The sequence below is a fragment of the Aeromonas sp. QDB54 genome (assembly GCF_027707385.1).
Taxonomy (GTDB): Bacteria; Pseudomonadota; Gammaproteobacteria; order Enterobacterales; family Aeromonadaceae; genus Aeromonas; species Aeromonas hydrophila.
On sequence record NZ_JAPCIT010000011.1, the window covers coordinates 35464 to 61193 of the forward strand.

A 25730-nucleotide genomic window follows, 5' to 3' on the forward strand; every position below is an offset into this window, starting at 1 on the left:
ATCGGCGAGAAAAACGTCAGCGCAGCGCCACCAGCAACCAGCGAGAGAGCTCCTCCAGCTCGGTCTGGCGGGCCGCAAACTCGCTGCGCCACTGGCTCAGCAGGTCGTCGAGGGCATCGGCGCGGTAGGCTGTGCCGGGCAGCCGCGCGGCCAGCGCATCGAGCGGCGCCGGATCCAGGCTGTCGCTGAAGATCTGCGCCCGCCCTATCACCCCCTTCTCCACGTCAAAATGCAGCTCCACCCCACCCCAGCCGAAGCGCTCGTCCAGCTGATGGCTGAAGGCGGGGGCATGGCCGAAGTTCCACTCCCAACTGCGCTGGCGGGCGAAGGTGTCGGCAAAGCCGGGCAGATCGGGCATCTGCTCAGGGGAGATATGCTCGGGCTGCACCCGCTCGCCGTAGTGGCTGAAGAAGGCCTCCTGCAGCGCCTCGCTCACCTGTTGGTGATCGATGCCCGGCAGCAGCTCGCAGAGGTTGGCCACCCGGCTGCGTACCGAGCTGATGCCCTTGGCCGCCAGCTTCTTGGGGTCGGGATTGAGGTAGTTGGCGAGCCGGCCGAGGTCGGCGTCCAGCAGCAGGGTGCCGTGGTGAAAGCCGCGATCATGGGTCTCCCGATAGGCCGAGCCCGACACCTTGCGCTCACCGTCCGGGGTCGCCACCAGCAGATCGTTGCGCCCGGAGGCGAAAGCCTCGACCCCGAGCCGCGTGAGCGCGTCCAGCACGATGGCGGTGGAGATGCTCTTGTCGTACTCCGGCTTGCCCGCCATGAAGGTGAAGCAGCTGTTGCCAAGGTCGTGAAACACGGCGCCGCCGCCGCTGCTGCGCCTGGCCAGGGTCACCCCGTCCTCCTCCATGCGGCGGGTGTTGCACTCCTTCCAGGGATTCTGGGCCCGGCCGATCACCACGGTATTGGCGTTGCGCCACAGGAACAGCACCCGCTGGTTCGGATCCATCTGACGAAAGATGCACTCCTCCACCGCCAGGTTGAACAGGGGGTCGTGAGAGTCGGACAGCAACAGACGCAATCGGGACATGGGAAGGCCTCATCGGGATGGAAGAGTCGCTATCATAACACCGGGGTCGACAGAATCAGGCCCCCTTCTGCCTGTTTTGGCTCGCTACTGACTGATAACGCAACAAATGAAAGATCGACACAATCTGACAGCAACATGAATGTATCCGTTGATACGGCGACACAGGCTGACGCATTGCGCTGAAAATTAAGTAATCACTCACTGATATTGAGGTAAACGGCTGGCAAATACGATTAAAATGCGACCGTTTTTATTGGTCATATGGCTCCGTAATTATTCGCATAATTGCCAAAAATACCGAGCAGGAAAGCCAAATGTGATGAGTGACACAGAAATCTTTTTTTCTGTTGCGCATCCCCCATTCCAGCGCCCTTTCGCCCCCTTGCGGGCAACAAGGAATTGTTTGACTCTAGGACTGACCCCCGTCTCCCGAGAGGAATGAGTATGAGTGTCGTAAATTCCTCCCTTCATCGCCTGCTCCGGTATCTGCCCATGCTTGGTTCAGCGATGTTTTGTACCCTTTTCTCCCTGCCATCCAAGGCGGTGGACAAGATAGTGGTGCAACTGCCCTGGCAACATCAGTTCCAGTTTGCCGGTTATTACGCGGCCCAGGCCAGAGGCTTCTACCGAGATGCCGGGCTGGATGTCACCTTGCGACCCGCCGTCACCGGCACCAATGTGGTCAACGAGGTGATGTCGGGCAATGCCCAGTACGGGGTCAGCGGCAGCGATCTGCTGCTGGCACGCGCCAGTGGCCAGCAAATCGTGGTGCTGGCCTCCATGCTGCAGCATTCCCCGCTGGTGCTGCTCACCCTGGAGCGGCCCGACATTCGCCAACCGGCGGATCTGGCGGGCAAACGGCTGATGCTGGAGCCCGGCTCCCAGGAGCTGCAGATCTACCTCAATCGCCATGCCCCGCCGGGCAGCTGGAGCACGCTGCCCTATGAACAGGGGCTGAAGGCGCTGCTCGCCGGCCAGGTGGACGCCATCAGTGCCTACAGCACCACCGAGCCCTTTTATCTGGCCCGGATGGGGATCCCCTACCGGGTGTTCTCCCCCCGCAGCATCGACTTCGATTTCTACGGTGACAACCTGTTCACCTCGGAGCGCGAGCTGAACAACCGGCCGGAGCGGGTCTATGCCTTTCAGCAGGCGAGCCTCAAGGGGTGGCGATATGCCATGGAAAATCCGGCCGAGATGATCAACTGGATCATGGAGCAGTACCCGAGCGGTTATGGCCGCGAGCAGCTGGAGTTCGAAGCCAGCGCCACCCGGGAGCTGATGCAGCCAGATCTGGTCGAGCCCGGCTACATGCAGCCGGAGCGCTGGCAGCAGATCGCCAGAAGCTACCTCGAGGCCGGCCTGCTCTCGGCCCTGCCAGACCTCGAGCACTTCCTCTACAACCCGGATCGGGAGCGGATCCGCCAGCAGCGCCAGCTGCTCGACAAGAGCGTGGCGGTGGCCATGCTGGTGACCTTCTCCCTGCTGACCCTGCTCGGCATCTTCTGCTACCTCTACCTGCGCCTGCGCCAGGAGGCGCGCGACCGCCAGCGGCTCACCCGCGAGCTGGCCCAGAGCGAGCAGCACTACCGCTTCGTGGCGGAGAACAGCGCTGACGTCATCTGGACCATGGACACCGCCACCCTGCGCTTTCGCTACGTCAGTCCGGCCATCTTGCCGCTCAGCGGTTACGAAGCGATCGACGTGCTGACCCTCCCCATCAGGCAGCTTATTCCGGAGACATCCAGAAAGCAGCTGCGCGCCGAGCTGAGCGGTTCCCTCGCCGCCTGGCAACGCGGCGACCACGAGCAGACCCGCTGTGTCATTCGTACCCAGCTGCGTCACAAAGAGGGACATCTGGTGGCCACCGAAACGGTCACCACCCTGCATGGCAACGAGCAGGGGGAGCCGGAGGCGATTCTGGGGGTGACCCGTGACATCACCGAGCGGGCCGCCCGCGAGGAGATGATGCGCCGGCTCGCCTTCTACGATCCCCTCACCAACCTGCCCAACCGCCGACTGCTGCAGCAGCGGTTGAAGGAGGCCATGGAGGGCGAAGCGCAGCTGGCCCTGCTGTTCATCGACCTCGACCACTTCAAGCCGATCAACGACACCTTCGGCCACGAGACCGGCGACGTGCTGCTCAACATGGTGGCCGAGCGGATGCGCCACTGCGTGCGGGAGCGGGATCTGGTGGCACGGCTGGGAGGGGACGAATTCGTGATCCTGCTGCCCGACACCGGGGACGAGGCGCTGGCGGTGGCCGACCATCTGCACCAGAGCCTGCGCCATCCGTTTCGCATCGACGAGGAGCAGGAGCTGCGCATCTCCAGCAGCATAGGGGTGGCGCTCTATCCGGAGCACGGCACCGACCCCAAGACCCTGATGCACCACGCCGATCAGGCCATGTACCAGGCCAAGGGCAGAGGGCGGGGCCGGGTCTGTCTGTTCACCGCCGGGCTGGATCCGGAGCAGGGCTCGCTGGTGTGGCAGAGCAGTCACGAATGCGGCCATCCCCGCATCAATGCCGAGCATCGTCAGCTGTTCGTGCTGACCAACCGGCTGCTGGAACACATGAAGGATCACCAGGAACACCCGGCCCTGTTCCTGGAATGCATGGAGAGCCTGTTCGACGTGGCCCGCCACCACTTCGCCTTTGAAGAGCAGATGCTGGCCGAACTCGGCTATCCGGAGCTGGCCAGCCACCAGCAAGACCACCAGCTGCTGCTGCAAAAAGCCAGCCAGCTGATGACCGCCGCCAGGGCGGGCACCCTGGGCAACGACGAGTTGCTCAACTTCATCATTCAGGAGCTGGTCGTCGGCCACATGAGCCAGGCCGATCGGCGCTACTTCCCGCTGATGAAAGGACGCTGACCCAGCGCCCCAGCCACCTGAACGTGTGAAACGAGAAGGGCCACCGAGGTGGCCCTTCTGTCATTGTGCGCCCGGCTCGTCTGCCGCGATCGCGACCCCAGGGCGCGACATCAGGCTGTAGTAGAGCAGCGGGATCACCACCAGGGTGAGCAAGGTGGAGACCAGGATCCCGAAAATCAGGCTGATGGCCAGCCCGTTGAAGATGGGATCATCGAGGATGAACAGGGCCCCGATCATGGCCGCCAGCGCGGTCAGCATGATGGGTTTGGCCCGCACCTGCGCCGCTTCGATCACCGCCTGCTCGAACACCACGCCACTCGCCCGCTGCTGCTCGATGAAGTCCACCAGCAGGATGCTGTTGCGCACTATGATCCCGGCGAGCGCGATCATCCCGATCATCGAGGTGGCGGTAAACTGGGCCCCCAGCAGGGCGTGGCCCGGCATCACCCCGATAAGGGTGAGCGGAATGGGGGCCATGATGATAAGCGGCACCAGATAGGAGCGGAACTGGGCCACCACCAGCAGGTAGATAAGGATCATCCCCACCCCGTAGGCTAGCCCCATGTCGCGGAAGGTCTCGTAGGTGATCTTCCACTCCCCGTCCCACAACAGTGCTACCTCTCCCAGCTTGTCGGGCTGCTGCACGTAATACTGGGGCAGATCGATATCGGCGCCAGCGCTAAACATGCCGTAGAGCGGGCTGTCGGTATGGCCGCCCATGTCGGCCACCACCATCACCATGGGGCGCATGTTCTTGTGCATGATGTAGCCGGGAGCCACCTCATCGCGGCGGCTCACCAGCTCGGAGATCCGCACCAGCTGGCCGCTCTGGCTGCGCACCTTGAGGGCCAGTACGCCCGCCAGATCCCGTTTGTCACCGGGAGCGAGTTCGATGCGGATCGGTACCGGATACTTGGCGCCACGCCCCTGCAGCCAGCTGGCATCCTGATAGCCCACGCCCCCGTTGAGGGTCGCCACCAGCTCACCGAGATCGACCCCGAAGCGGGCCGCCTTGCTGCGATCCACCACCAGCCGCCACTTGGGCTGCGGGTCGGTCAGATAGATGTCCACGTCCACCAGATCCGGCGTCGCCACAAAACGGGCCTGTACGGCGCGAGCGGCCACTTCGCGGGCGGCCTGAGTCGGGCCATACACTTCCGCGACTATGGGGGACCAGACCGGCGGTCCCGGGGGCACCTCCACCACCTTGAGATTGCCCCCCGCCGCGCTGGCGATGGCCTGCAACGGTGCCCGCACCGACTGGGCAATCTGGTGGCTGCTGCGATGGCGCTCATGCTTGTCCACCAGATTGACCTGAATATCCCCCACGTTGGCGCCGCTGCGAATGAAGTAGTGGCGCACCAGCCCGTTGAAGTTGATGGGGGCCGCGCTGCCGGCGTAGATCTGGTAATCCTTCACCTCGGGCACCTTGGCGAGCTCCCGCCCGACCGCCAGCAGGGTGCGTTCGGTCTGCTCCAGGGTCGCCCCCTCCGGCATGTCGAGTATCAGCTGAAACTCCGACTTGTTGTCAAAGGGGAGCATCTTGAGCACCACCCACTGCACCATGGGCATGGCGGCGGCGCCCGCGACCAGCAGCAGGATGGCCAGCCAGAGTTTGCGCCTGGCCCTCCTGGCGCCTGCGCCCATCAGGAAAGGGGTCATCAGCCGGTGAAAGAGACCAGCCTTGGCCTCGCCGTGGGCACCGTGCGCCTCCCCCTTGAGCAAATGGCTCGCCAGCCAGGGGGAGAAGATAAAGGCCACCAGCAGGGAGATGAGCATCCCCATGCTGGCATTGATGGGGATGGGGCTCATGTAGGGGCCCATCAGCCCGCTGACAAAGGCCATCGGCAGCAGGGCCGCGATCACGGTCAGGGTCGCCAGTATGGTCGGCCCCCCCACCTCGTCCACCGCCCCCGGAATAAGATCCTTGAGCGCCCCCTTGCCCAGGCCACGATGGCGGTGGATGTTCTCCACCACCACGATGGCATCATCCACCAGAATGCCGATGGAGAAGATCAGCGCAAACAGCGACACCCGGTTGAGGGTAAAGCCCCACGTCCAGCTGGCAAACAGGGTCAGCGCCAGGGTGATGACGATGGCAACGCCCACCACCAGCGCCTCGCGCCACCCCATGCTCACCAGCACCAGCAATACCACCGCCGTGGTGGCAAAAATCAGCTTGCCGATCAGGGTGTTGGATTTGGTCTCGGCGGTGACGCCGTAGTCCCGGGTCACCGTCACCTCGACGCCGGCTGGAATGAGTCGATTCTTGAGGCTCTCGACCCGCGCTTCCACCCGCTTGGCCACCTCGACCGCGTTCTGGCCCGGCTGCTTGCCGATGGCCAGGGTCACCGCCGGATAACTGCGATCCCCCTGCCCCATCCAGCTGCGCTGCACCGGGGTCTCCTCCCCGAGCGACACGCTAGCCACATCACCGAGATAGACCGGCTTGTCGCCCTGCAGCCCCACCACCAATTCGCGGGCCTCCTGCTCGCTTTGCAGGAACTGTCCCACCTGCACCTTGATCTCCCGGTTGTCCTGCACCACGGCCTGCTCGCTGCCCACCTGATTGGCGGCGGCAAGCCGCTGGTTCAGCTCGCCCCAGCTGATGCCGTGGGCGCTGAGGGCCGCCGGATCCGGCATCACCCGCAGTACGGCGTTCTGGCCCCCCAGGCTGTAGATATCGCGGGTGCCGGGCAGTCGCTTGAGCTCGGTCTCCAGCTCGTGGGCAACCCGGGTCAGCTCGGCGGCGCCCAGCTGTTTTTGCCACTCCTTGCTCCAAAGGGTGAGGCTGACGATGGGAACATCGTCGATCCCTCTCGGTTTCACCAGCGGCTGGCCGACCCCGCTCCCCTGTGGCAGCCAGTCGCGATGGGAGTCGAGCTGGTTGTTGAGATCGACGATGGCCTGCTCGCGGCTCACCCCTACCTTGAACACCACCACCAGCAAGGCGCCATCGGGGCGAGAGAACGAGTAGAGGGTATCGACCCCCTTGATTTGGGAGACCACCTGCTCGGCAGGAGTGGTGACGAGAGACTCCACCTCTGCCGGGGTGGCTCCCGGGAAGGGAATATAGACATCGGCGAAGGTGACATCGATCTGCGGCTCCTCCTCCTTGGGGGTCACCAGCACCGCAAACAGACCGAGCAACAGCCCCACCAGCGCCAGCAGCGGGGTGATGGCCGAGCCCTGAAACAGCGCAGCCAGCCGACCGGCAGGCCCCAACCTGCTTTTGTTGCCGTCAAGATCGTTACTCATGGGCCACTGCCTGCTGGCGAGCCCAGCCATCCGCCGCTACCTGATCGCCACTCTGGACGCCCGCCAGAATGTCGCACTGCGCCCCCTGACAGTGACCAACCCGCACCGGCGTCAGCGTCCAGCCATCCCCCTGTTTGAGGTAGAGACCGCTGAACTCCCCCTGCCTGAGCAGGGCCTGCTCCGGCACCTGCAACACCTGGCGTTCACCCTGCTTGAGCTGCACCTTGAGCCACATGCCGGGCAGCACCCCCGCGGTTTGCGGCGGCAGGTCAAGGCGCAGCCTGAAGGCGTGGCTCTGGCTGTCGGCATAGTTGAAGCGGGTCAGTTTGAGGGGGGTAACGGTGTTGCCATTTGGCAGCAGCACCTGCACATCCGCTGGCTGACTGGCGAGGGCGAGCGCAGATTGGGGCAGATCTACCTCCACCCGCAGCGCATCAAGGGAAAAGCCGGAGAGCAGCGGCGTGCCGGGAGCTACCGTCTCCCCCAACTCCACCAGCCGCTTGGTCACTACTCCGGCGTAAGGAGCCAGAATGCGGGTATAGCCGTAGGTCTCGCGCGCCTGAGTGAGGGCGGCATCGGCGGCATTGACCTCGGCGCGGGCGGCCCGGTCAGTCGCCTGGGCACTGTCGAGCTGGGCGCGGGTGATCACCCCTTTGGCAATCAGCGCCTGAAAGCGGGCGAGCTGGCGCTCTGCCTCCACCTGCTGGGCCTGCGCCCGCGCCAGCCGCGCCTGAGCACCCGTGACGGCGGCAAACTGCTCCTTGCCGCTGATCTCGAGCAGGGGCTGCCCGGCGACGACCTCATCGTTCACATCCACCAGCATACGGGAGACCCGGCCGCTGGTCTGGGCCGCCACCGTCCCCTGATGGATGGCACTGACGGTGCCATCCAGGGTGAGCCAGTCGGTCACCTGACGGGAAACCAGGGTCAGGGTCGCATCGTTATTTGCCTCGGCAGCCCATGCCGTCGACAGCGTCATGGCAGAGACAAGAGCGGAGGTCATGGCCAGCATGGTGGCCCCCAGCAAGCGGATCTGTTCCATGATATTCCTCCTTCCCCGACACCAGGGGCAATCCGTTCAGGCCGAGCGGGGGTGGCAGCGCTTCTCCCGCACCTTCACCCAAACCCGATCAACAAGCAAAATCCCGGCCACCATGGCGGCGACAAACAACAGTACCATGGGCTGGCCGCTGGAAATGAGACTCAAGCCTGGCCCTGGGCAGATCCCTGCCAGCCCCCAGCCAATGCCGAACAGGGCCGAGCCCCCGATGAGGCGGCGATCCAGTTTGGGGGCCGGTACGCTGGCCATGGGTTCCCCCAGCAGGCTGCGCTTGAGCGGTTTGACCAGCAGGAAGTAACCCGGCATGAACGCCAGCAATGCCCCGCCCATTACGAACGCCAGGCTGGGATCCCAGTGACCCGCCAGGTCGAGAAACCCGATGACCCGGGCCGGATCTATCATGCCGGAGATGGCCAGACCCAGACCAAACAGCAGACCCGCAAGCAAACTTGTCAACAATGCCATGATGATCAACCTGTTATAAAACGTGGTGGGTGAGAAAGACGGTGATGAAGCCGGCCGCCATGAAGGTGAGAGTGGCGACGATGGAGCGCAGGGAGAGCCGCCCCATGCCGCAGATGCCGTGGCCGCTGGTGCAGCCATTGCCAAGGCGGGTGCCGATGCCGACCAGCAGGCCGGCCAGCAGCACCAGCGGCCAGCCTGGCAGGGTGCTGAATGCGGGCATGCTGGCCCAACCCAGGCTCAGCGCCAGCCAGGCCCCCGCCCCCAGTCCCAGCAAGAAGAGCAGCCGCCAGGGCGCCCTGTGTTGCAGCGCACCGGCCAGAATACCGCTGATCCCGGCCACCCGGCCGTTGAACAGCATCAGAATGAGGGCCGCGAGTCCCACCAGCATGCCGCCGCCCAGAGAGAGCAGCCATTGGCTTTCCATCATCGAGATTCCTTATTTTCTGAGTGACAAAAATGGGTTTGCAGCGCCGCCAGCACATCGACGGCCGCCTCGCTCACCAGCGAGTAGTAGATCTGCTGGGAGACCTTGCGCGAGCGGATAAGGCCCTGGCGCTTCAATACCGACAGTTGCTGGGAGAAGGCCGACTGGCCGAGCTGGCTGTGAGCCAGCAACTCCCCGACCCCCTTCTCCCCCTCCACCAGCTGGCAGAGCACCAGCAACCGCTCGGGATGAGCCAGCGCCTTGAGCAGGGAGGCGGCGGCTGTCGCGTGTCTGTTCATCTCGTCGAATTGGCTCATGGGAATAAATTAGCAATTGCTGATATTTAGTTCTATTGTATAAAGCGACTCTAAATTAGCAATATCTAAATTAACTAAGGAGAAGGTCATGACGGTAGATAACGGAGTCAGAGTCGTCGCGGGCTGCATGTTGCTGCTCTCGCTGATCCTTACCACCTGGGTTCATCCGGGCTTTGTCTGGCTGAGCGTCTTTGTCGGGGCCAATCTGATCCAGAGTGCCTTCACCGGTTTCTGTCCGGCCGCGATGCTCCTCAAGCGGCTGGGGCTGAAATAGCGTGACGAGTAACGAGGGGGAGAGCAGAAGGTGGAACGAGGGCGGTGAGGGGTGCTCACCGCCCTTTCATCGTCCTGGCGGTAGCCAGCCGGCCCCGATTATTGACAAATTTGTATCTAAATGTTGCTGAAAGGGTGATGAGGCTTTACCTCACCGCTCTGGATGAGTACCATCAGGCCGTCAATCAACAGCGGAGACCATCAGTGGGCAACTCATCAAGTGACAGTTGTAGACCGACCCTCGTCGTCGGTACCCGGGTCGCGAGCTAGCCGCAGGTCTTCTCTGCCGCATGCTCGCAGCCCTGCGAGAAGCGGAAATCCACTCCCCTCTTCTCTTTTTTACACTTGACGTCAGGTGACCTGGCTTTGCCATGACACCTTGCCTGCATAGTTTCTGCTTCCCACAAGGAGGCTGCTATGCGTTTTATTTCAACTCTGTCCGTATCCAACCGGACTCACACCCTGCTGAGCAGACTGGGCCGCGGCTTGCTGCCGCTCTGGCTGCGTGGCAAACGGCGCCAGCACCACTACCGGCTGCAGATCCGTTGCGAGGATCGGGCCGACATGGAGCAGGTGCTGGATCTGGTGAACCACACCCTGCAACCGGCGGGCCTGCAGCCCCTGCAGTCCCTGCGACCCGGTCGCAGCGGCGGGCGGGAGCTGGTGCTCAACCTGCACTGCACCCCGCCCCAGCGTCGCTATCTGGTGCAGTTCGTGCATCAGGTGGGAGTACATCACCCGGTTCGCTGGGAGCTGCATCCCCGCCGCGACCCCGAACTCGTGCTCAATTGATCGTGCACGACTGATATCCGGGGCCAGCCATGCTGGCCCCTTTCAATCCGTTTCACCGCCCTGCCCGCCATCCTGGATGGACGGGCCGGGCGCCTCGTGCGTGTTTCTCGTCAACTCATGGCCTGCACGCACGGGGCCGTTGGCGGGGGTACCGTCCCCTCGCCCGCCTTCAGAAAGGCCATCTGCAACAGAAGGAGTACGCCATGAGAATGTGGCAGCAATTCGACATGATCTCTCTGCTCGACACCCTGGCCAGCCTGCTGCTGGCCTTCGTGCTGGGCAGCCTGGTGGGACTGGAGCGCCAGTATCGCCAGCGCACCGCGGGCCTGCGCACCAACGTGCTGGTAGCGGTGGGCGCGGCCCTGTTCGTCAACCTGGCCCAGCGCATCTATGACCTGCACGGCGGCACCTATGGGGTGGTACACGTGGTGGCCTACATCGTCTCCGGTATCGGCTTTCTCGGCGCCGGCGTCATCATGCGCGAGTCCGGCAACATCCGCGGCATCAACACCGCGGCCACCCTGTGGGGCGTGGCGGCGGTCGGTGCCGCCAGCGGGGCCGGGCTGGCCATGGAGGCGATCCTCGGCGCCTTGTTCGTGCTGGCCGCCAACACCCTGCTGCGCCCGCTGGTCAACCAGATCAACCGCCGTCCGGTGGACAACACCGACACCGAGGTGACCTACCGGGTGACCGCCCTCACCCAGCGCGAGTACCAGAAGGAGGTGCTGCACTGGCTGGAAGAGATGCTGGAGCAGGCCAACTACCCGTTGAGCGAGCTCGACATCGAGCCCTTCGGCGAGCGGGATCTGGAAATATCCGCGGTGCTGCTGGCCACCTCCATCGATGGCGACGAGCTCGACGCTCTGATGGTGAAGCTCGGCATCCACCCCCACATCAAGCAGGTATTCTGGCGCGCCAGTACCACCGACTGACACCAGACTCCGCCATTGAAAATGCAAAAGCCCCGCCACTGCCGGCGGGGCTTTTGCACTTCAGGATGCGGGGAGCTCAGGCGACCCGGGCAGCCCGCTGACTGCGCCAGCGAATGCGCGGATTGATCACCTGGGCGGTCTGGGGCGGCGGGTTGCCCGCAATAAGCTTTTGCATCAGCTCGAAGGTCGCCCGGGCCAGGGCCGGACAATCCTGGGCCACCGAGTCGATGCGCATGGGGATGCAGTCGAGCAGGTCATGATCGTCGAAGGTGCACAGCCGCATACCCGTCTCCATCAGCCCCGCCTCGTTGAGGTAGCGCAGCACCCCCTCCAGCAGGGTGAAGGAGGCAGTGAAGAGCCCCTTGGGGGGCGCGCCGAGCTCGGCCACCAGCTCGGCCATCAACTGATAGCCCGAGCTTGGCTGGTAGTCGCGGTGGCGCACCCGGGTAGGGTCCGCCTCCAGCCCGGCGCGGTGCAGCCCCAGCTCATAGCCTGCCAGCCGGTGACGGCTGGGGGAGAGGTCCAGCAGGCCGCCGAAGTAGTAAATCTCCTCGCCGCACTGGCCGGCCATCTCCTGCACCAGCTCGGCGGTGGCCTTGCAAGCATCGGAGATCACCATGGGCAGGCGCGACTCGCCGATGTGGCGGTCGAGCTGCACCACCGGCAGGCGGTCGTGAATGCGGGCATAGATATCGTCGCTGTGGCCGCTGGAGGCGACGATGAGACCGTCCACCTGGCGGCTGATGAGATTGTCCACCACCCGCTGCTCCAGGGTAGGGTCATCCTCGGAGCAGGCGATAAGCAGCTGGATCCCCGCCTCCCGGCAGTGCGCCTCGAGGGCGCGGGCGATGCTGGCAAAGCCGAAGTTGGTGAGGTCGGGGATCACCAGCCCCCAGGTGTAACTGCGGGTCTCGCGCAGGGCGCGGGCATGAAAGCTCGGCTGGTAGTGGCACTCGTCCGCCACCGCCTGGATCCGCTTGCGGGTGTCATCGGCGATGCGGTACTCCGCACTCTTGCCGTTGAGCACCAGACTGGCGGTCGCCTTGGACACCCCCGCCAACTCGGCTATCTGGGCAATCGTGATCCGTTTCTTCTTCTCCACCTGGCCTCCCGGCAAACTGACACCGGGCTATTGTACTAGGCAGGCCGCCAGCGGCCAGTGATCGAGGCAAATTTTGCCGCCCGCGACCGGTTTACCCGGCGCAAGCTGCGGCCCCGGTCCCGGGAAGTAGCGCGCCGACAGGGTATGGCGGCCGCCATCGACGAAACACTCGAGGCTGGAGCGATCGCACAAGACGGTGATGCCGCCGCCCAGCCAGGAGCAGCATCGCTCCTCCCACTCCCCGCTCTGCCAGTTCAGGCGGCGCAGCACCAGGCGCCCCGGCTGCCAGACGAGCTCGGCCACGGCGCCAAACCAGAGGCTCCCCTCGCCGCACAGACTCAGATCGAGCCAGGCCGAATCGATGGCCAGCCCCGGAAATTCGCCGAGCGCCCCCTCGAAGCGGGTCTGTTCTCCCTTCAGTGCCGCCAGCTCCGCCACCGGCCGCTGGCAGAGCCAGTCGCCTTGCCAGAACAGCTCCCGCGGGCAGCTCATCTGGTGGATCCAGCCGTGAGCGACAGTCGGTTGGCTCATCTCGTTCTCCTCCGGCAATCCCAGCCAGCCGAACAGGAGGCGCCGCCCCTGGCTATCCTGGGTGGTCTGGGGGGCATAGAACTCGAAGCCCCGGTCCAGCTCGTGGAAATCCCCGTGCGCGAAGTGCTCGCCGTCGAAGTCGCCCGCCAGCCAGCCGCACTGGTAGAGGTTGCGATAATCCTCTCCCCGGGGGGCAATCCCCTGCGGGCAGCTGATCATCACATGGCGCTCACCAAACGCAAAGAGATCCGGGCACTCCCACATATAGCCAAACTCACCGAGCCCTCCGCGCCCGCTGCCGGCGATGGGGCCCACCAGCGTCCAGGCATCCAGCGCGTCGCCGCGATAGAGCAGCACTTCGCCCTTGTCATCCAGGGTGCGGGCCCCCAGCACCATCAGCCACTGCCGGCCGTCGTGCCACACCTTGGGGTCGCGCACATGGCCGCTGTAGCCTTCAGGCAATTCCAGCACGGGGCCCAGCTTGGCAAAGCCCCCCTCATCGTCGGCGCGGGCCAGACACTGATAGGCGGTGCGGCTGCCGTCCGGGTATTTGACGTTGCCGGTATAGATGAGGGTCAGGCGCCCCTGCTCGTCGCTCACCGCCGAGCCCGAATAGCAGCCGTGGCTCTCATACTCCTCGGTGGGCAGCAGCGCCACTGGCTCGTGCTGCCAGTGCAACAGATCGGTGGAGCTGACATGCCCCCAGCTTTTGTTGCGATGCTCGCAGCCGAGCGGATTCCACTGGTAGAAGAGGTGGTAGCGCCCACCGTGCTCGATAAAGCCGTTGGGGTCGTTGAGCAACCCCACCGGGGCCGCCAGGTGCCAGCGCGGCCGATGGGGATCGGCCGCCGCCTTGAGCTGTCCGGCCAGCAGCGACCGGACAATCTGGTTGAGCAATGCAACGTCCTTCATCACTCCACCTTGTACTTGAGCAGGTAAGAGGCGACGAAGGCGGCGCCAAAGGCGATCACCAGCCCGACAATGTAGTGGATGAGGCTCATGGGCTGGACGATGGCCATGCCGGGAATACCGGTCAGCCCCACCGCCGTCATGCCGACCTTGGCCGCCACCACGTAGGCGCCGCCGCAGGCCCCGCCAAACAAGCCGGCCAGGAAGGGCTTGATGTAGCGCAGGTTGACACCAAAGATGGCAGCCTCGGTGATGCCGAGCAGGCAGGACATGGCCGCCGGCACCGTGATGGCCTTGATCTTGACGTCACGGGTCTTGAAGTAGACCGCGAGACAAGCGCCGCCCTGGGCCACGTTGGCCATGGCCCAGATGGGCAGCAGGAAGTTGACGCCGATCTGCGGATTGGCCAGCAGCCCCGCCTCGATGGCGTGGAAGCTGTGGTGGATGCCGGTGATGACGATCAGCGAATAGGTGCCGCCGAACACCAGCCCCGCCAGCCAGCCGGCCTGCTCATAGAGGGCGCTCAGGCCGAACGAGATGCCATCCCCCAGCACCCGCCCGGCGGGGCCGATGAAGAGCAGCGCCACGAAGCCGGTGATGATGACGGTCAAAAACGGGGTGAGGATCAGATCCAGCGCGTCCGGAATGCGCTTGCGCAGCTGTTTCTCCAGGTGGGACATGAACCAGACCGCCAGCAGCACCGGGAAGACGGTGCCCTGGTAGCCGATCATGGCCACGTCCAGCCCGAAGAAGTCCATGGTCTTGAAGCCCCCGGCCACCCCCCAGGCGTTGGTCAGCGCCGGGTGGGTGAGAATGCCGCCGAGGGTCGCACCCAGATAGGGATTGCCGCCAAACTCCCGCGCCGCCGTAAAGCCGATCAGGATCGGCAAAATGATGAAGGCCGCCGAACTGAACATGTCGAGCATCACAAACAGGGCGCTGTCGGCGTTGACCCAGCCGTAGGTGCGCACCATGCCGAGCAGCCCCATCAGCAGACCCGAGGCGACGATGGCCGGAATGATCGGCACAAAGATGTTGGAGAGGGTCCGCGCCAGCCGCTGGGCCACGTTGAGCTTGGCCGTCGCCAGATCGGTCAGCTCCGCCTTGCTGGCGGTGCCGGTCCCGGTCAGCGCCACGAACTCCGCATAGACCTTGTTGACCAGACCGGTGCCGAAGATCACCTGGATCTGGCCCGCGTTGCTGAAGCACCCCTTGACCCCCTCCAGCTTGTCGATGGCGGCCTTGTTCACCTTGCTGTCGTCCGCCAGCACCAGCCGCAGCCGGGTGGCGCAGTGGGCGGCGCTGACGATGTTCTCCCTGCCCCCGAGCAGGGGCACCAGATCCTTGGCTATCGCACTGATATTCATATTCTTCCTCTTATGGCCCGCCACGCTGGCGGGCCCTAGTCACATGAGAGTAGGGGCTGTCGAGCCGGGCTTCTAGCCGCAGCTCAACAGCCGCTTGCGCCTGATCGCAAAAATTTATCCAGTTCAGAGCGGGTCGGCAGCGCCGTCATCGCTCCCTTGGCGGTGGTGGCAAGCGCCCCGCAGCCGTGGGCCTGGGCCAGGATGGCGGGCAGCTCGGCCAGCGTCGGCAGCGATGAACGCCCGGACAGGGCCGCCAGCAGACCGGCGACGAAGGCGTCCCCCGCCCCAGTGGTGTCTAGCGGGGTCACCTTGGGCCCTACCCACTCCAACTGCTCGCCACCCAGACGGGCCACCACACCGGCCGCCCCACGGGTGACCAGCACCAGCGCCGGCCCCGCCATGGTGGCGAGCCCCGCCGCCAGATCATCCAGACCGCTCAGCAGTTGCAGCTCCTCCACCGACAGCTTGACCACATCCGCCAAGGCAATGGCCTCGCGCACCAGCGGCAGCATCTCGGCCGGGTTGCCCCACACCTCGGGCCTCAGGTTAGGGTCGAAGCAGACCCGCCCGCCTGCCGCCTTGATGGCTGCCATGGCCTGCAGGCAGCTGGTGCGCACCGGTTCGTTGGCGAGCGCAATGGAGCAGGTGAGCAGCCACTGACCGGCGTCGAAGCGGGGCAACTCATTCGGAGTGAGGTACTGGTCGGCGCTGGGACGCACCATGAAGGTAAAGCTGCGCTCTCCCTCGTCATCCAGTGCCACCAGCACGGTAGAGGTGCGATGGTCAGGATCGAGCCGCAGCGCAGCGATATCCACCCCCTCCCCGCTCAGGGAGTCGGCCATAAAGCGGCCGAACGGATCGGCACCGACCCGGCCGATAAAGGCCGCCTCACCGCCAAGCCGAGCCACACCAACCGCCACATTGGCCGGCGCGCCACCCGGACACTGGAGGTAGTGCCGCTCCCCTTCCGGGATCAAGTCCACCACCGCATCCCCCATTACCCACACACGATTCGTCACCTTGCTACTCCACTGCTGCATCGGATCGACTGCCAAACCCGGATTCTGTTCTGTTGGCTGGCATTATCAGCTAAACCGTTTTAGCCAACCAATAGATCCCGGCACCAGCTGCCATTTTTGTGATCGGGATAACGAACTAGAACCAGGTTTCCATCTGCACGCCAAAGTTCCATTCACCGCCGGCGGTGAAGTTGCTCTGGCCCATGGCATCGTTGCTGGCGTAGTGGTCGAGCTCGGAAGACCAGTCCATCCAGGTGACGAACACCCGCAACTCGGGCCGCTCGAAGAAACCGGCGGTCTGCGCCTTGAAGGTGGGGGCGAAAGTGAGCTTGGTGAAGTCGCCGCTCACCGCCTGGCGACCCTTGTAGCCCTTGGGATCCAGGTCCATGTACTGCCAGGTAGCCTCGTAGACCAGCTCGACGTTCTGGCTCAGCACCTGGGCCAGCCGGCCATTGAGGGTCACCCAGCGGTATTCGTCCCCCTTCACGTAACGATCCTTGCTCTGCTCGGCCAGCAGGGCCGGGGCGATACGCCAGCGCGGGGCAAGGTCGGTGGCACCAAACACGGCGACCCGCACCGCATCGGCGTCCGGCAGCAGCTCGCTGTCGGAGCCCAGCCCCTTGAGCTCGGCACCCAGGCCATGGCCATACAGCACGGCCGCCTTGGAGAAGCCGGGGTTGATGCCAAAGAAGCTGTCGGCGTGGTAGGCCAGCAGAGTGTGCGCCCCCTTGTTCGCCGCTTCGCGGCCCGCGCCGCCATCGTTGGTGCGTGCCTCGTTGTCCTTGGCGGAGAGGCCGTTCACCATCCACTGCCAGTTGCCAACGCGGTTGTTCATGGTGAGGATGTAGCTCTCGATGTCGGAGAGGCCGCTGGCGCTGATGTCGCCGTAGTCACGCCCGTAGAGAGAGAAGTTGGCCTTCCAGCTGTCGGCCAGCTGCACGTCGTAGACGCCGCCGCCGGTGCCGGCCAGGAACACCACGTCCGAGTCGAGCCAGTGGATGTCGAAGTTGTCCCGGTCAAAGCGCTTGCCCGCCCACAGCACCGCATTCTTGAAGGGGCCGTCGAAGCTCGCCAAATTGCCGATCTCGGCAAAGACCTGACGGGTGTTGAGGCTCGAATCGCTGGCGGTCCAGTCGTTGCTGGTCTCCACCCCGTCCGCCAGCATCAGCTTGTAGCGGGCCCAGCTGCCATCGGCGAAGGTCTGGGTCTTCAGCAGGTTGGCCTCCATGTAGGTGTCATCCTCGTTGCCAAGGCGACCCACGGCGCCGCCTACCGAGCCGGCCGGGGTGACGTAGGGGCCGCCGCGGCCCCCGTTGCCATTGCCGTTGACCAAGAGGCCCGAGCGGGCATAACCGTGGAACTCGAAGCCCTGGGCCCCGGCGGTCTGCTTGTCCACCTTCTCGCTCTGGGCCTTGGCCACCACGGCCGTTTCGCGGGCTTCGTTTGCCTTGCTCTGGGCCTCATCGGCCCGCGCTTCCGCGGCGGTGGCTCGCGCCTCGGCTGCCTGCACCCGCGCCTCCAGCGCCGCCAGACGGGCCTCGATACCGCCATCCGCCGCCCACAGCGGGCTGCTCATCCCCAATCCCAGCGCTACCGCCAGCGCCAACTTGTTCTTGCACATCGTCATCGTCCTCACCTGTCATCTGTTGCCCGGTCGGGCCTGTTGTTATCGACGACGAGAGCATAGCTAAACCAATTTAGCTAACTCAATATGCCAGCTAAACCGTTTCAGCCACAGTGTGAGCGGGATAACATTCGTACAGCAGGAATTGGCGGAAGTTGTGAGGAAGATCCCTCATCGGGATCCACTCAACAAGCGGGGATCTTGCTAAAACAGGGACAAAAAAAGAGCCGGCACAAGGCCGGCTCTTTATCTCTGGGTCGCGAAAATCAGCTGGTCAGATCGTCGAAGAAGCGTTTCACCCCTTCGAAGAAGCCTTCCGATTTCGGCTTGTGGGTCTTGGCGGCGGCGCCGCTGAAGGACTCGTCCAGCTGGCGCAGCAGCTCTTTCTGGGACTCGGTCAACTTGACCGGGGTCTCCACCACCACCTTGCACATCAGATCCCCCACCTGGCCGGAGCGCACGGACTTCACGCCCTTGCCCCGCATGCGGAACATCTTGCCGGTCTGGGTCTCCGGGGTGACCTTGAGCTTGACCCGGCCATCCAGGGTCGGCACTTCGATCTCGCCACCCAGGGCTGCCGCGGTAAAGCTGATGGGCACTTCGCAGTAGAGGTTGTTGCCGTCACGCACGAAGATTTCGTGCTCCTTGACGTGTACCTGTACGTACAGATCGCCCGCCGGTGCACCGGCTTCCCCCGCTTCCCCTTCGCCGGAGAGACGGATGCGATCGCCGGTGTCGACGCCAGCCGGGATCTTGACCGACAGGGTCTTGGTCTTCTGGTAGCGACCCTCGCCATGGCACTTGCGGCACGGATCCTTGATGATCTTGCCGCGACCATGGCAGTGCGGGCACGCCTGCTGCACCGCGAAGAAGCCCTGACGCATCTGCACCTGGCCGGAGCCGTGGCAGGTCGGGCAGGTCTGGGCCGAGCTGCCGGTATGGGCACCGGAGCCGTTACAGACTTCACAGTGGACCAGGGTCGGCACCTTGATCTCCTTGGAGACCCCGCGTACCGCCTCTTCCAGCGTCAGCTCCATGGTGTAGCGCAGATCGGAGCCACGGGCCGGGCCACGACGGCCACCGCCACGGCTGCCACCAAAAATATCGCCAAACACGTCGCCGAAGATGTCGCCGAAATCGGCACCGCCGCCAAAGCCGCCGTGGCCACCGCCACCCTGGCTCTGATCCACGCCGGCATGGCCGTACTGGTCATAGCGGGCACGCAGATTGGCATCGGTCAGGATCTCGTAGGCTTCCTTGACCTCTTTGAACTTCTCTTCGGCCCCGGCATCGCCCTGGTTGCGGTCAGGGTGATACTTCATGGCCAGACGCTTGTACGCCTTCTTGATCTCGCGTTCGTCGGCATCCTTGGATACCCCGAGCACTTCGTAGAAATCGCGCTTCGACATACTTATCCTGTTGCTATATCAGCAGTTACGCAGACGGGCGTTGGTCACCCAACGCCCGTAAATTCATTGACTAAGCCGATGGGCGAAGCCTGCTTCGCCCATCTGGGTCGGGCTTACTTCTTGTCGTCTTTCACTTCTTCGAACTCGGCGTCGACCACGTCGTCGTCAGCCTTGGCGGAAGAAGAGGACTGACCGGCATCAGCACCGGCGGCACCTTGCGCCTGAGCCTGCTGCTGGGCAATTTCCATCAGCTTCTGGGACGCTTCCAGCAGTGCCTGCTGTTTGGCTTCGATGGCAGCCTTGTCGTCACCCTTGATGGCGCTTTCCAGCTCGCTCAGTGCGGCTTCGATCTTGGTCTTGTCGTCGGCAGGCAGGGCTTCACCGGCTTCGGTGATCTGCTTGCGGACGGAGTGGACCAGACCATCAGCCTGGTTGCGGGTCTGCACCAGCTCTTCGAACTTCTTGTCCTCGGCCGCGTTGGCTTCGGCTTCGCGTACCATGCGTTCGATCTCGTCATCAGACAGACCAGAGGAGGCCTGGATGGTGATCTTCTGCTCCTTGTTGGTCTCCTTGTCTTTGGCGGAGACGTGCAGGATGCCGTTGGCGTCGATGTCGAAGGTCACTTCAATCTGCGGCAGACCACGCGGTGCCGGACGGATGCCTTCCAGGTTGAACTGGCCCAGAGACTTGTTGTCGCTGGCGCGCTTGCGCTCACCCTGCAGCACGTGAATGGTCACGGCAGACTGGTTGTCTTCGGCAGTGGAGAACACCTGGGACTTCTTGGTCGGAATGGTGGTGTTCTTCTCGATCAACGCAGTCATCACGCTACCCATGGTCTCGATACCCAGGGAGAGCGGGGTCACGTCCAGCAGCAGTACGTCGGTCTTGTCACCGGACAGTACGGCACCCTGGATGGCAGCACCCATGGCCACGGCTTCGTCCGGGTTGACGTCTTTGCGCGGCTCTTTGCCGAAGAAGTCGGCAACAGCCTTCTGCACCATCGGCATGCGGGTCTGACCGCCTACCAGGATGACGTCGTCGATCTCGCCAACGGCCAGACCGGAGTCTTTCAGAGCGACACGGACCGGCTCCAGGGAGTCTTTCACCATGTCTTCCACCAGGGATTCCAGCTTGGCGCGGGTCACCTTGATGTTCATGTGCTTCGGACCGGTGGCATCTGCAGTAATGTACGGCAGGTTCACGTCGGTCTGCTGGGCGGAAGAGAGCTCGATCTTGGCTTTCTCGGCTGCGTCTTTCAGACGTTGCAGGGCCAGTTGATCCTTGCGCAGGTCGATGCCCTGCTCGCGCTTGAACTCTTCAACCAGGTAGTTGATGACGCGGTTGTCGAAGTCTTCACCACCCAGGTGGGTGTTACCGTTGGTCGCCAGTACTTCGAAGGTGGTCTCGCCTTCCACTTCGTCGATCTCGATGATGGAGATGTCGAAAGTACCGCCACCCAGGTCATACACGGCAACCTTGCGCTCGCCCTTGACCTTGTTCACGCCGTAGGCGAAAGCCGCAGCAGTCGGTTCGTTGATGATGCGTTTTACATCCAGACCGGCGATGCGACCGGCATCCTTGGTAGCCTGACGCTGGGCATCGTTGAAGTAGGCCGGCACTGTGATGACCGCTTCGGTCACCGGCTCGCCCAGATAATCTTCGGCGGTCTTCTTCATTTTTTTGAGCACTTCGGCAGAGATCTGCGGCGGTGCCATTTTCTTGCCTTTGACTTCTACCCAGGCGTCACCGTTGTCAGCCTTGGCGATGGCGTACGGCATGATCTCCAGATCGCGCTGTACTTCGTCATCTTCGAAACGACGGCCGATCAGACGCTTGATAGCGAACAGCGTGTTCTTCGGGTTGGTGATGGCTTGGCGCTTGGCCGGCTGACCAACCAGGATTTCGCCGTCATCGGCATAGGCAATGATGGACGGAGTAGTACGGTCGCCTTCCGCGTTCTCGATCACGCGAGCATGGTCGCCATCCAGAATAGCGACGCAGGAGTTGGTAGTACCCAGGTCAATACCGATGATTTTACCCATTTGACGAATCTCCAAATACTTTGAATAAACTGGCGAGGGGCTCGCCTTAATGCGTTAACGGCTAGGTGGGGGCTGCCAATCTGGCTTTCAAGCTCCCGGCATCAAATTTTTTGTGCCGCCGTGGCCTTGCATCCTATATGGGGTCGCAAGCCGCCGCTTCAAGCCCTGCCCTGAAAAAACCTGCCTTCATTCATTGCCATTGGCAGGATGAAGACCGGCTATCTGTGCCCCCGGCGACCACGCGGCCGGGGCACTTGCCAATAAAAAGCCCGCCGAGCGGCGGGCTCAGCACAGCGATGGGGCTCAGGCCGGGGCCTTGGAAACCATCACCATGGCCGGACGAATGACGCGGCCGTTGAGCTCGTAACCCTTCTGCATCACCGCAATGACGGTGTTGGGGGCAAGCTCGGCGTTTTCGATCATGCTCATCGCCTGATGGGCATTGGGGTCGAACGGCTGATTGAGCGGATCCAGCGGATTGAGGCCGAACTTGCCGACCGAGCTCTGCATGGATTTCAGGGTCAGCTCGACCCCTTCGATCATCGGCTTGAGCGCCTCGTTTTCCTTGTCGGCCAGCTCGATGGCACGCTCCAGGTTGTCCAGTACCGGCAGCAGCTCGGCAGCGAACTTCTCCAGCGCGAACTTGTGGGCCTTCTCCACGTCCTGGGCCGCACGGCGACGCAGGTTTTCCATCTCGGCGACGGCACGAATGGCACGCTCGCGCTCCTCGAGGGAGGCTTGCTGGGCGGCATCCAGTTGTGCCTCAAGCTCGGCAATGCGGGCCTGCTCGGCTGTCACTTCACTGTCTACATCGGTCGGCTCGACTGGCTGGGCTTCCACTTGCTCCATCGCTTCAACCTTTTGTTCTTCGTGGTTCATGACATCTCCAATTCCGGGGTTACTTATTGAGGGCCCGACCACCCGGTTGAGCGACCGGACGGCAATGGGCCGACTATGTTGGCGCTATTATGGGGATGGATCCCCGGCTTTCAAGGGGAAAAGGGCGCCATTATCGCCAAGAGCGTGCAGCGGCGGGCAATTTGGGGCTTTTTCCCGGCATCCGCTGCGGCCGGACCAGCCGGTGGCAGACAAATCCCCCCCAAAGCGCGGTATACTCCCCCCAATACTCATCCCAGACCCGACAGACTATGGATTCTCCGTTCAAAACCATCGCCCTGATTGGCAAACCCCACCACGAAGGGGCCAACCAGACCCTGACCGGCCTGCATCAATACCTGACCACCCGCGGTTTTCGGGTACTGGTGGAGAGCCGGGTGGCCCATGCCCTCGGCATCATGGACGAGAACGTGATGGATCTGGTGCAGCTGGGCCAGCAGGCGGATCTCGCCATCGTGGTCGGCGGTGACGGCAACATGCTGGGGGCCGCGCGGGTGCTGTCGCGCTTCGACGTGGCGGTGATCGGGGTGAACCGGGGCAACCTCGGTTTTCTCACCGATCTCTCGCCGCAGGATTACCTGCTGCCGCTGGAGCAGGTGCTGTGCGGCCACTACAAGAGCGAGCACCGCTTCCTGCTGGAGGCGGCGGTCTATCGCCACGGCGAGCGCAAGTCCAACAATCTGGCGGTCAACGAGGCGGTGCTGCACCCGGGCAAGATTGCCCACATGATCGAGTTCGAGGTCTACATCGACGGCAGCTTCATGTACAGCCAGCGCTCGGACGGCATCATAGTGGCCACCCCCACCGGCTCCACCGCCTACTCCCTGTCGGCGGGCGGCGCCATCCTCACCCCCAAGCTCAATGCCATCACGCTGGTGCCCATGTTCCCGCACACCCTGAGCAGCCGTCCCATCGTGCTGGACGCCGACAGCGAAGTGCGGCTGCTGGTCTCACCGGACAATCAGGATGACGCCATGCAGGTGAGCTGCGACGGTCAGGTGACCCTGGCAGTCCACCCGGGGGACGAGATCCTCATCAAGAAGAGCAGCCACAAGCTGCATCTGGTGCATCCGCTCGACTACAGCTACTTCCACGTGCTGCGCAACAAGCTCGGCTGGGGCAGCAAGCTGTTCTGACGCGCGCTTGACGTTCCTGCGCATCCTGTTGCGGGTCGACTCTTTACTGTATGGAAAACCAGTATATACTGGATGCATACACAGTAATGTTGGCCCATACAGGATGAGACCATGCTGACCCAGCTGACCGTCAACAACTTCGCCATCGTCAAGTTTCTCGAGCTCGATCTGCAACCGGGCATGACCTGCATCACGGGTGAGACCGGGGCCGGTAAATCCATCGCCATCGACGCCCTGGGCCTGTGCCTGGGGGAACGGGCCGAGGCCGGCATGGTACGACCGGACAGCGACAAGAGCGAGGTCAGCGCCCGCTTCCTGCTGGACGGCAACCCGGCCGCCCGCGCCTGGCTAGCCACCAACGAGCTGGAAAACGAAGGGGAGTGTATCGTGCGGCGGGTCATCTCCGCCGAGGGACGCTCGCGCAGCTACATCAACGGCGTGCCCGTCCCCCTCACCCAGCTCAAGAACCTGGGCCAGCTGCTGGTCAACGTCCATGGCCAGCATGCCCACCAGATGTTGCTCAAACCCGACTACCAGCTCGCCCTGCTCGATGGCTACGCCGGCCACCATCTGCTGCTCGATGAGGTGCGTCGCCACTACCAGCAGTGGCGCCAGTTGCAGAACGAACTCAACCGACTCAAGGCCGAGCAGCAGCAGCGGGAGGCCCGTCGTCAGCTCATCGAATATCAGGTGCAGGAGCTGGACGAATTCGCCCTGCAGCCGGGGGAGTTTGAAGAGATCGAAGAGGAGCACCAGCGCCTGGCCAACGGCACCGAGCTGATGCAGGAGTGCGGCGCCTGTCTCGACCTGCTCTATGACAACGAGGAGACCACCATCGCCGGCCTGCTGCAGACCGTCGTCGATCGGGCCGAGAGCCTGGTCGCCATGGATAGCCGGCTTGGCGACGTGCTCGGCATGCTCAACGAAGCGCTGATCGGTGTGCAGGAGAGCCACAGCGAGCTGCGCAATTATCTGGACCGGCTGGAGCTGGACCCCGAGCGTTTCAACGAGCTGGAAGCCCGCCTCTCCAAGGCCATCAATCTCGCCCGCAAGCACCACGTCAAACCGGCCGAGCTGGCCCTGCACCACCAGGAGCTGGCCGCCGATCTGGCGCGCCTCAACTCCGACGAGGAGCGCCTGGAGGGGATGGAAGACGAGCTGGCCGAGGCCCGCCTGGCCTTCGTACAAGCCGCCGAGGCCCTGAGCCAGAGTCGCCAGCGCTACGCCGAGGAGCTCGGCGCCAAGGTGAGTGCCAGCATGCACGAGCTGGCGATGCCGGATGGCCGCTTCGCCATCGAGGTACGCCCCGATGCCCAGAGCAGCCTCTCGCCCCTTGGCATCGATCGGGTGGAGTTCATGGTCACCACCAACCCGGGCCAGCCCATCCAGCCGCTCGGCAAGGTGGCCTCCGGCGGTGAATTGTCGCGCATCAGCCTGGCCATCGTGGTCATCAGCGCCCGCAAGGTCTCGACCCCGACCCTGATTTTCGACGAGGTGGATGTGGGGATCAGCGGCCCGACTGCCGCCGTGGTGGGGCGCCTCTTGCGCCAGCTGGGTGAATCCACCCAGGTGATGGTGGTCACCCACCTGCCACAGGTGGCGGGTAAGGGCCATCAGCACATGGTGGTCAGCAAGCACACCGACGGCAAGACCACGGAAACCCAGATGCAGGCGCTGGATCAAGGGGCCCGTCTCAACGAGCTGGCCCGCCTGCTGGGGGGAGACCAGATCACCGACAATACCCTGGCCAACGCCCGCGAATTGCTGGCCTGCTGAGATACAGGTCAGCCATCTGCACGCGGGGCCCACGGTGAGGAACAGGGACCCCGCGTCACCCCGCCAGCTGGTGACAGCGGTTTGTGGCTTAGCAACTGGTGCATCATCACCATGCCGCCGTTGCCGCATCCTGGAGAGAGCACTCCCTGGCGCTTTGCATGGTCACGGCTGCCTGACCGGGTTGGAGCATCCTTGTCGCTAACCAACCCGAGCCACAGTCTCATCTCTTTGCTTGCCCATCCCTCTATCCACCTCTTGCAACGTGAACCTTGCGGCCATGGGCGAGCCCGCCAGCGCTTGCCACACAGCCATCTCCTCCCGCTTGTCTCCCTGTCCGGGCTTGCCTCCCTGCCCTGCCCCAAGACGATTCAGCAGCAGAAGTGTGCGCCCCTTTGACCACAGGGTTTCGCCCGCCGTAGGGCGGCCTGCGCCGGTTGCCATCAGCAGGGACGGCGCATAGAGTGAAACCAGAGCGGGGGTCAGCCCCTGT

Annotated in this window: 20 protein-coding genes; 6 read left to right on the top strand and 14 right to left on the bottom strand. The window is 63.8% G+C overall.

The genetic code is table 11. The features are described 5' to 3' along the window. Window positions 1–16: 16 nt before the first annotated feature. Window positions 17–1033: a lipoate--protein ligase A gene (locus tag PG881_RS12530; RefSeq protein WP_270800341.1), complete on the bottom strand. Its 1017-nt coding sequence runs from the start codon at window positions 1031–1033 to the stop codon at window positions 17–19. Between the two features lie 444 nt (window positions 1034–1477). Between PG881_RS12530 and PG881_RS12535 the strand changes: the two genes are divergently transcribed. After that, window positions 1478–3907 (top strand): diguanylate cyclase domain-containing protein, encoded by a 2430-nt coding sequence (locus PG881_RS12535; protein ID WP_270800344.1) that lies wholly within the window; start codon window positions 1478–1480, stop codon window positions 3905–3907. Window positions 3908–3967: 60 nt separating this feature from the next. Here the strand turns inward: PG881_RS12535 and PG881_RS12540 are convergent, their stop codons facing one another. Genes PG881_RS12540 through PG881_RS12560 form a run of 5 tightly spaced genes read right to left on the bottom strand, consistent with a single transcriptional unit; the run spans window position 3968 to window position 9431 of the window. After that, a complete protein-coding gene (locus PG881_RS12540) occupies window positions 3968–7165 on the bottom strand; it encodes an efflux RND transporter permease subunit (protein ID WP_270800346.1) in 3198 nt (1065 codons plus the stop codon). Beyond that, on the bottom strand, window positions 7158–8207 hold the full coding sequence (locus PG881_RS12545) for an efflux RND transporter periplasmic adaptor subunit (RefSeq protein ID WP_106553020.1): 1050 nt from the start codon (window positions 8205–8207) through the stop codon (window positions 7158–7160). Before PG881_RS12545 ends, PG881_RS12540 begins: the two co-directional genes overlap by 8 nt. A gap of 36 nt (window positions 8208–8243) precedes the next feature. Continuing rightward, the gene (locus PG881_RS12550) at window positions 8244–8690 is read right to left on the bottom strand and encodes a YeeE/YedE family protein (RefSeq protein ID WP_045789350.1); all 447 of its coding nucleotides are present in this window, start codon (window positions 8688–8690) and stop codon (window positions 8244–8246) included. A 13-nt stretch (window positions 8691–8703) separates the two neighbouring features. Further along, window positions 8704–9117 carry a YeeE/YedE family protein gene (locus PG881_RS12555; RefSeq protein WP_162517969.1) on the bottom strand — a complete coding sequence of 138 codons (414 nt, stop codon included), beginning with the start codon at window positions 9115–9117 and terminating at the stop codon, window positions 8704–8706. Next, window positions 9114–9431, bottom strand: coding sequence for an ArsR/SmtB family transcription factor (locus tag PG881_RS12560; protein ID WP_011706771.1), 318 nt, complete (start codon window positions 9429–9431; stop codon window positions 9114–9116). Before PG881_RS12560 ends, PG881_RS12555 begins: the two co-directional genes overlap by 4 nt. Before the next feature lie 88 nt (window positions 9432–9519). Here PG881_RS12560 and PG881_RS12565 point away from each other — a divergent pair, with 88 nt between their 5' ends. The 3 genes from PG881_RS12565 (at window position 9520) to PG881_RS12575 (ending at window position 11428) form a co-directional block, all read left to right on the top strand. Next, entirely contained in the window at window positions 9520–9705 is a 186-nt protein-coding gene (locus PG881_RS12565) for a YgaP family membrane protein (RefSeq protein WP_270800354.1), read from the top strand. Window positions 9706–10121: 416 nt separating this feature from the next. Further along, complete coding sequence (locus tag PG881_RS12570) at window positions 10122–10496, top strand: hypothetical protein (RefSeq protein WP_270800356.1); 375 nt, start codon at window positions 10122–10124, stop codon at window positions 10494–10496. Between the two features lie 203 nt (window positions 10497–10699). Continuing rightward, window positions 10700–11428, top strand: a complete 729-nt coding sequence (locus tag PG881_RS12575; protein WP_024945078.1) for an MgtC/SapB family protein — start codon at window positions 10700–10702, stop codon at window positions 11426–11428. A gap of 76 nt (window positions 11429–11504) precedes the next feature. Here PG881_RS12575 and PG881_RS12580 read toward each other — a convergent pair whose 3' ends face one another. From PG881_RS12580 to grpE, 8 genes are all read right to left on the bottom strand, one after another. Continuing rightward, on the bottom strand, window positions 11505–12530 hold the full coding sequence (locus PG881_RS12580) for a substrate-binding domain-containing protein (RefSeq protein ID WP_029299605.1): 1026 nt from the start codon (window positions 12528–12530) through the stop codon (window positions 11505–11507). Window positions 12531–12557: 27 nt separating this feature from the next. Then, window positions 12558–13973, bottom strand: coding sequence for a glycoside hydrolase family 32 protein (locus PG881_RS12585; RefSeq protein ID WP_270800362.1), 1416 nt, complete (start codon window positions 13971–13973; stop codon window positions 12558–12560). Then, a complete protein-coding gene (locus PG881_RS12590) occupies window positions 13973–15337 on the bottom strand; it encodes a sucrose-specific PTS transporter subunit IIBC (protein ID WP_270800364.1) in 1365 nt (454 codons plus the stop codon). The genes PG881_RS12585 and PG881_RS12590 overlap by 1 nt, the downstream gene beginning before the upstream one ends. Before the next feature lie 83 nt (window positions 15338–15420). Beyond that, the gene (locus tag PG881_RS12595) at window positions 15421–16377 is read right to left on the bottom strand and encodes an aminoimidazole riboside kinase (protein WP_270800484.1); all 957 of its coding nucleotides are present in this window, start codon (window positions 16375–16377) and stop codon (window positions 15421–15423) included. Window positions 16378–16492: 115 nt separating this feature from the next. Next, window positions 16493–17983 carry a carbohydrate porin gene (locus PG881_RS12600; protein WP_270800366.1) on the bottom strand — a complete coding sequence of 497 codons (1491 nt, stop codon included), beginning with the start codon at window positions 17981–17983 and terminating at the stop codon, window positions 16493–16495. A gap of 263 nt (window positions 17984–18246) precedes the next feature. Further along, a complete protein-coding gene (dnaJ, locus tag PG881_RS12605) occupies window positions 18247–19389 on the bottom strand; it encodes a molecular chaperone DnaJ (protein WP_011706780.1) in 1143 nt (380 codons plus the stop codon). A 113-nt stretch (window positions 19390–19502) separates the two neighbouring features. Continuing rightward, window positions 19503–21431 carry a molecular chaperone DnaK gene (gene dnaK, locus PG881_RS12610; protein ID WP_011706781.1) on the bottom strand — a complete coding sequence of 643 codons (1929 nt, stop codon included), beginning with the start codon at window positions 21429–21431 and terminating at the stop codon, window positions 19503–19505. 303 nt (window positions 21432–21734) lie between these two features. Further along, window positions 21735–22310: a nucleotide exchange factor GrpE gene (grpE, locus tag PG881_RS12615; RefSeq protein ID WP_011706782.1), complete on the bottom strand. Its 576-nt coding sequence runs from the start codon at window positions 22308–22310 to the stop codon at window positions 21735–21737. A 269-nt stretch (window positions 22311–22579) separates the two neighbouring features. On the opposite strand from grpE, the gene nadK reads away from it, so the two are divergent. Together nadK and recN are read left to right on the top strand one after the other, a co-directional pair. Then, window positions 22580–23464: an NAD(+) kinase gene (nadK, locus tag PG881_RS12620; protein ID WP_005303013.1), complete on the top strand. Its 885-nt coding sequence runs from the start codon at window positions 22580–22582 to the stop codon at window positions 23462–23464. Window positions 23465–23575: 111 nt separating this feature from the next. Beyond that, window positions 23576–25240 carry a DNA repair protein RecN gene (recN, locus tag PG881_RS12625; RefSeq protein ID WP_011706784.1) on the top strand — a complete coding sequence of 555 codons (1665 nt, stop codon included), beginning with the start codon at window positions 23576–23578 and terminating at the stop codon, window positions 25238–25240. Window positions 25241–25730 lie beyond the last annotated feature (490 nt).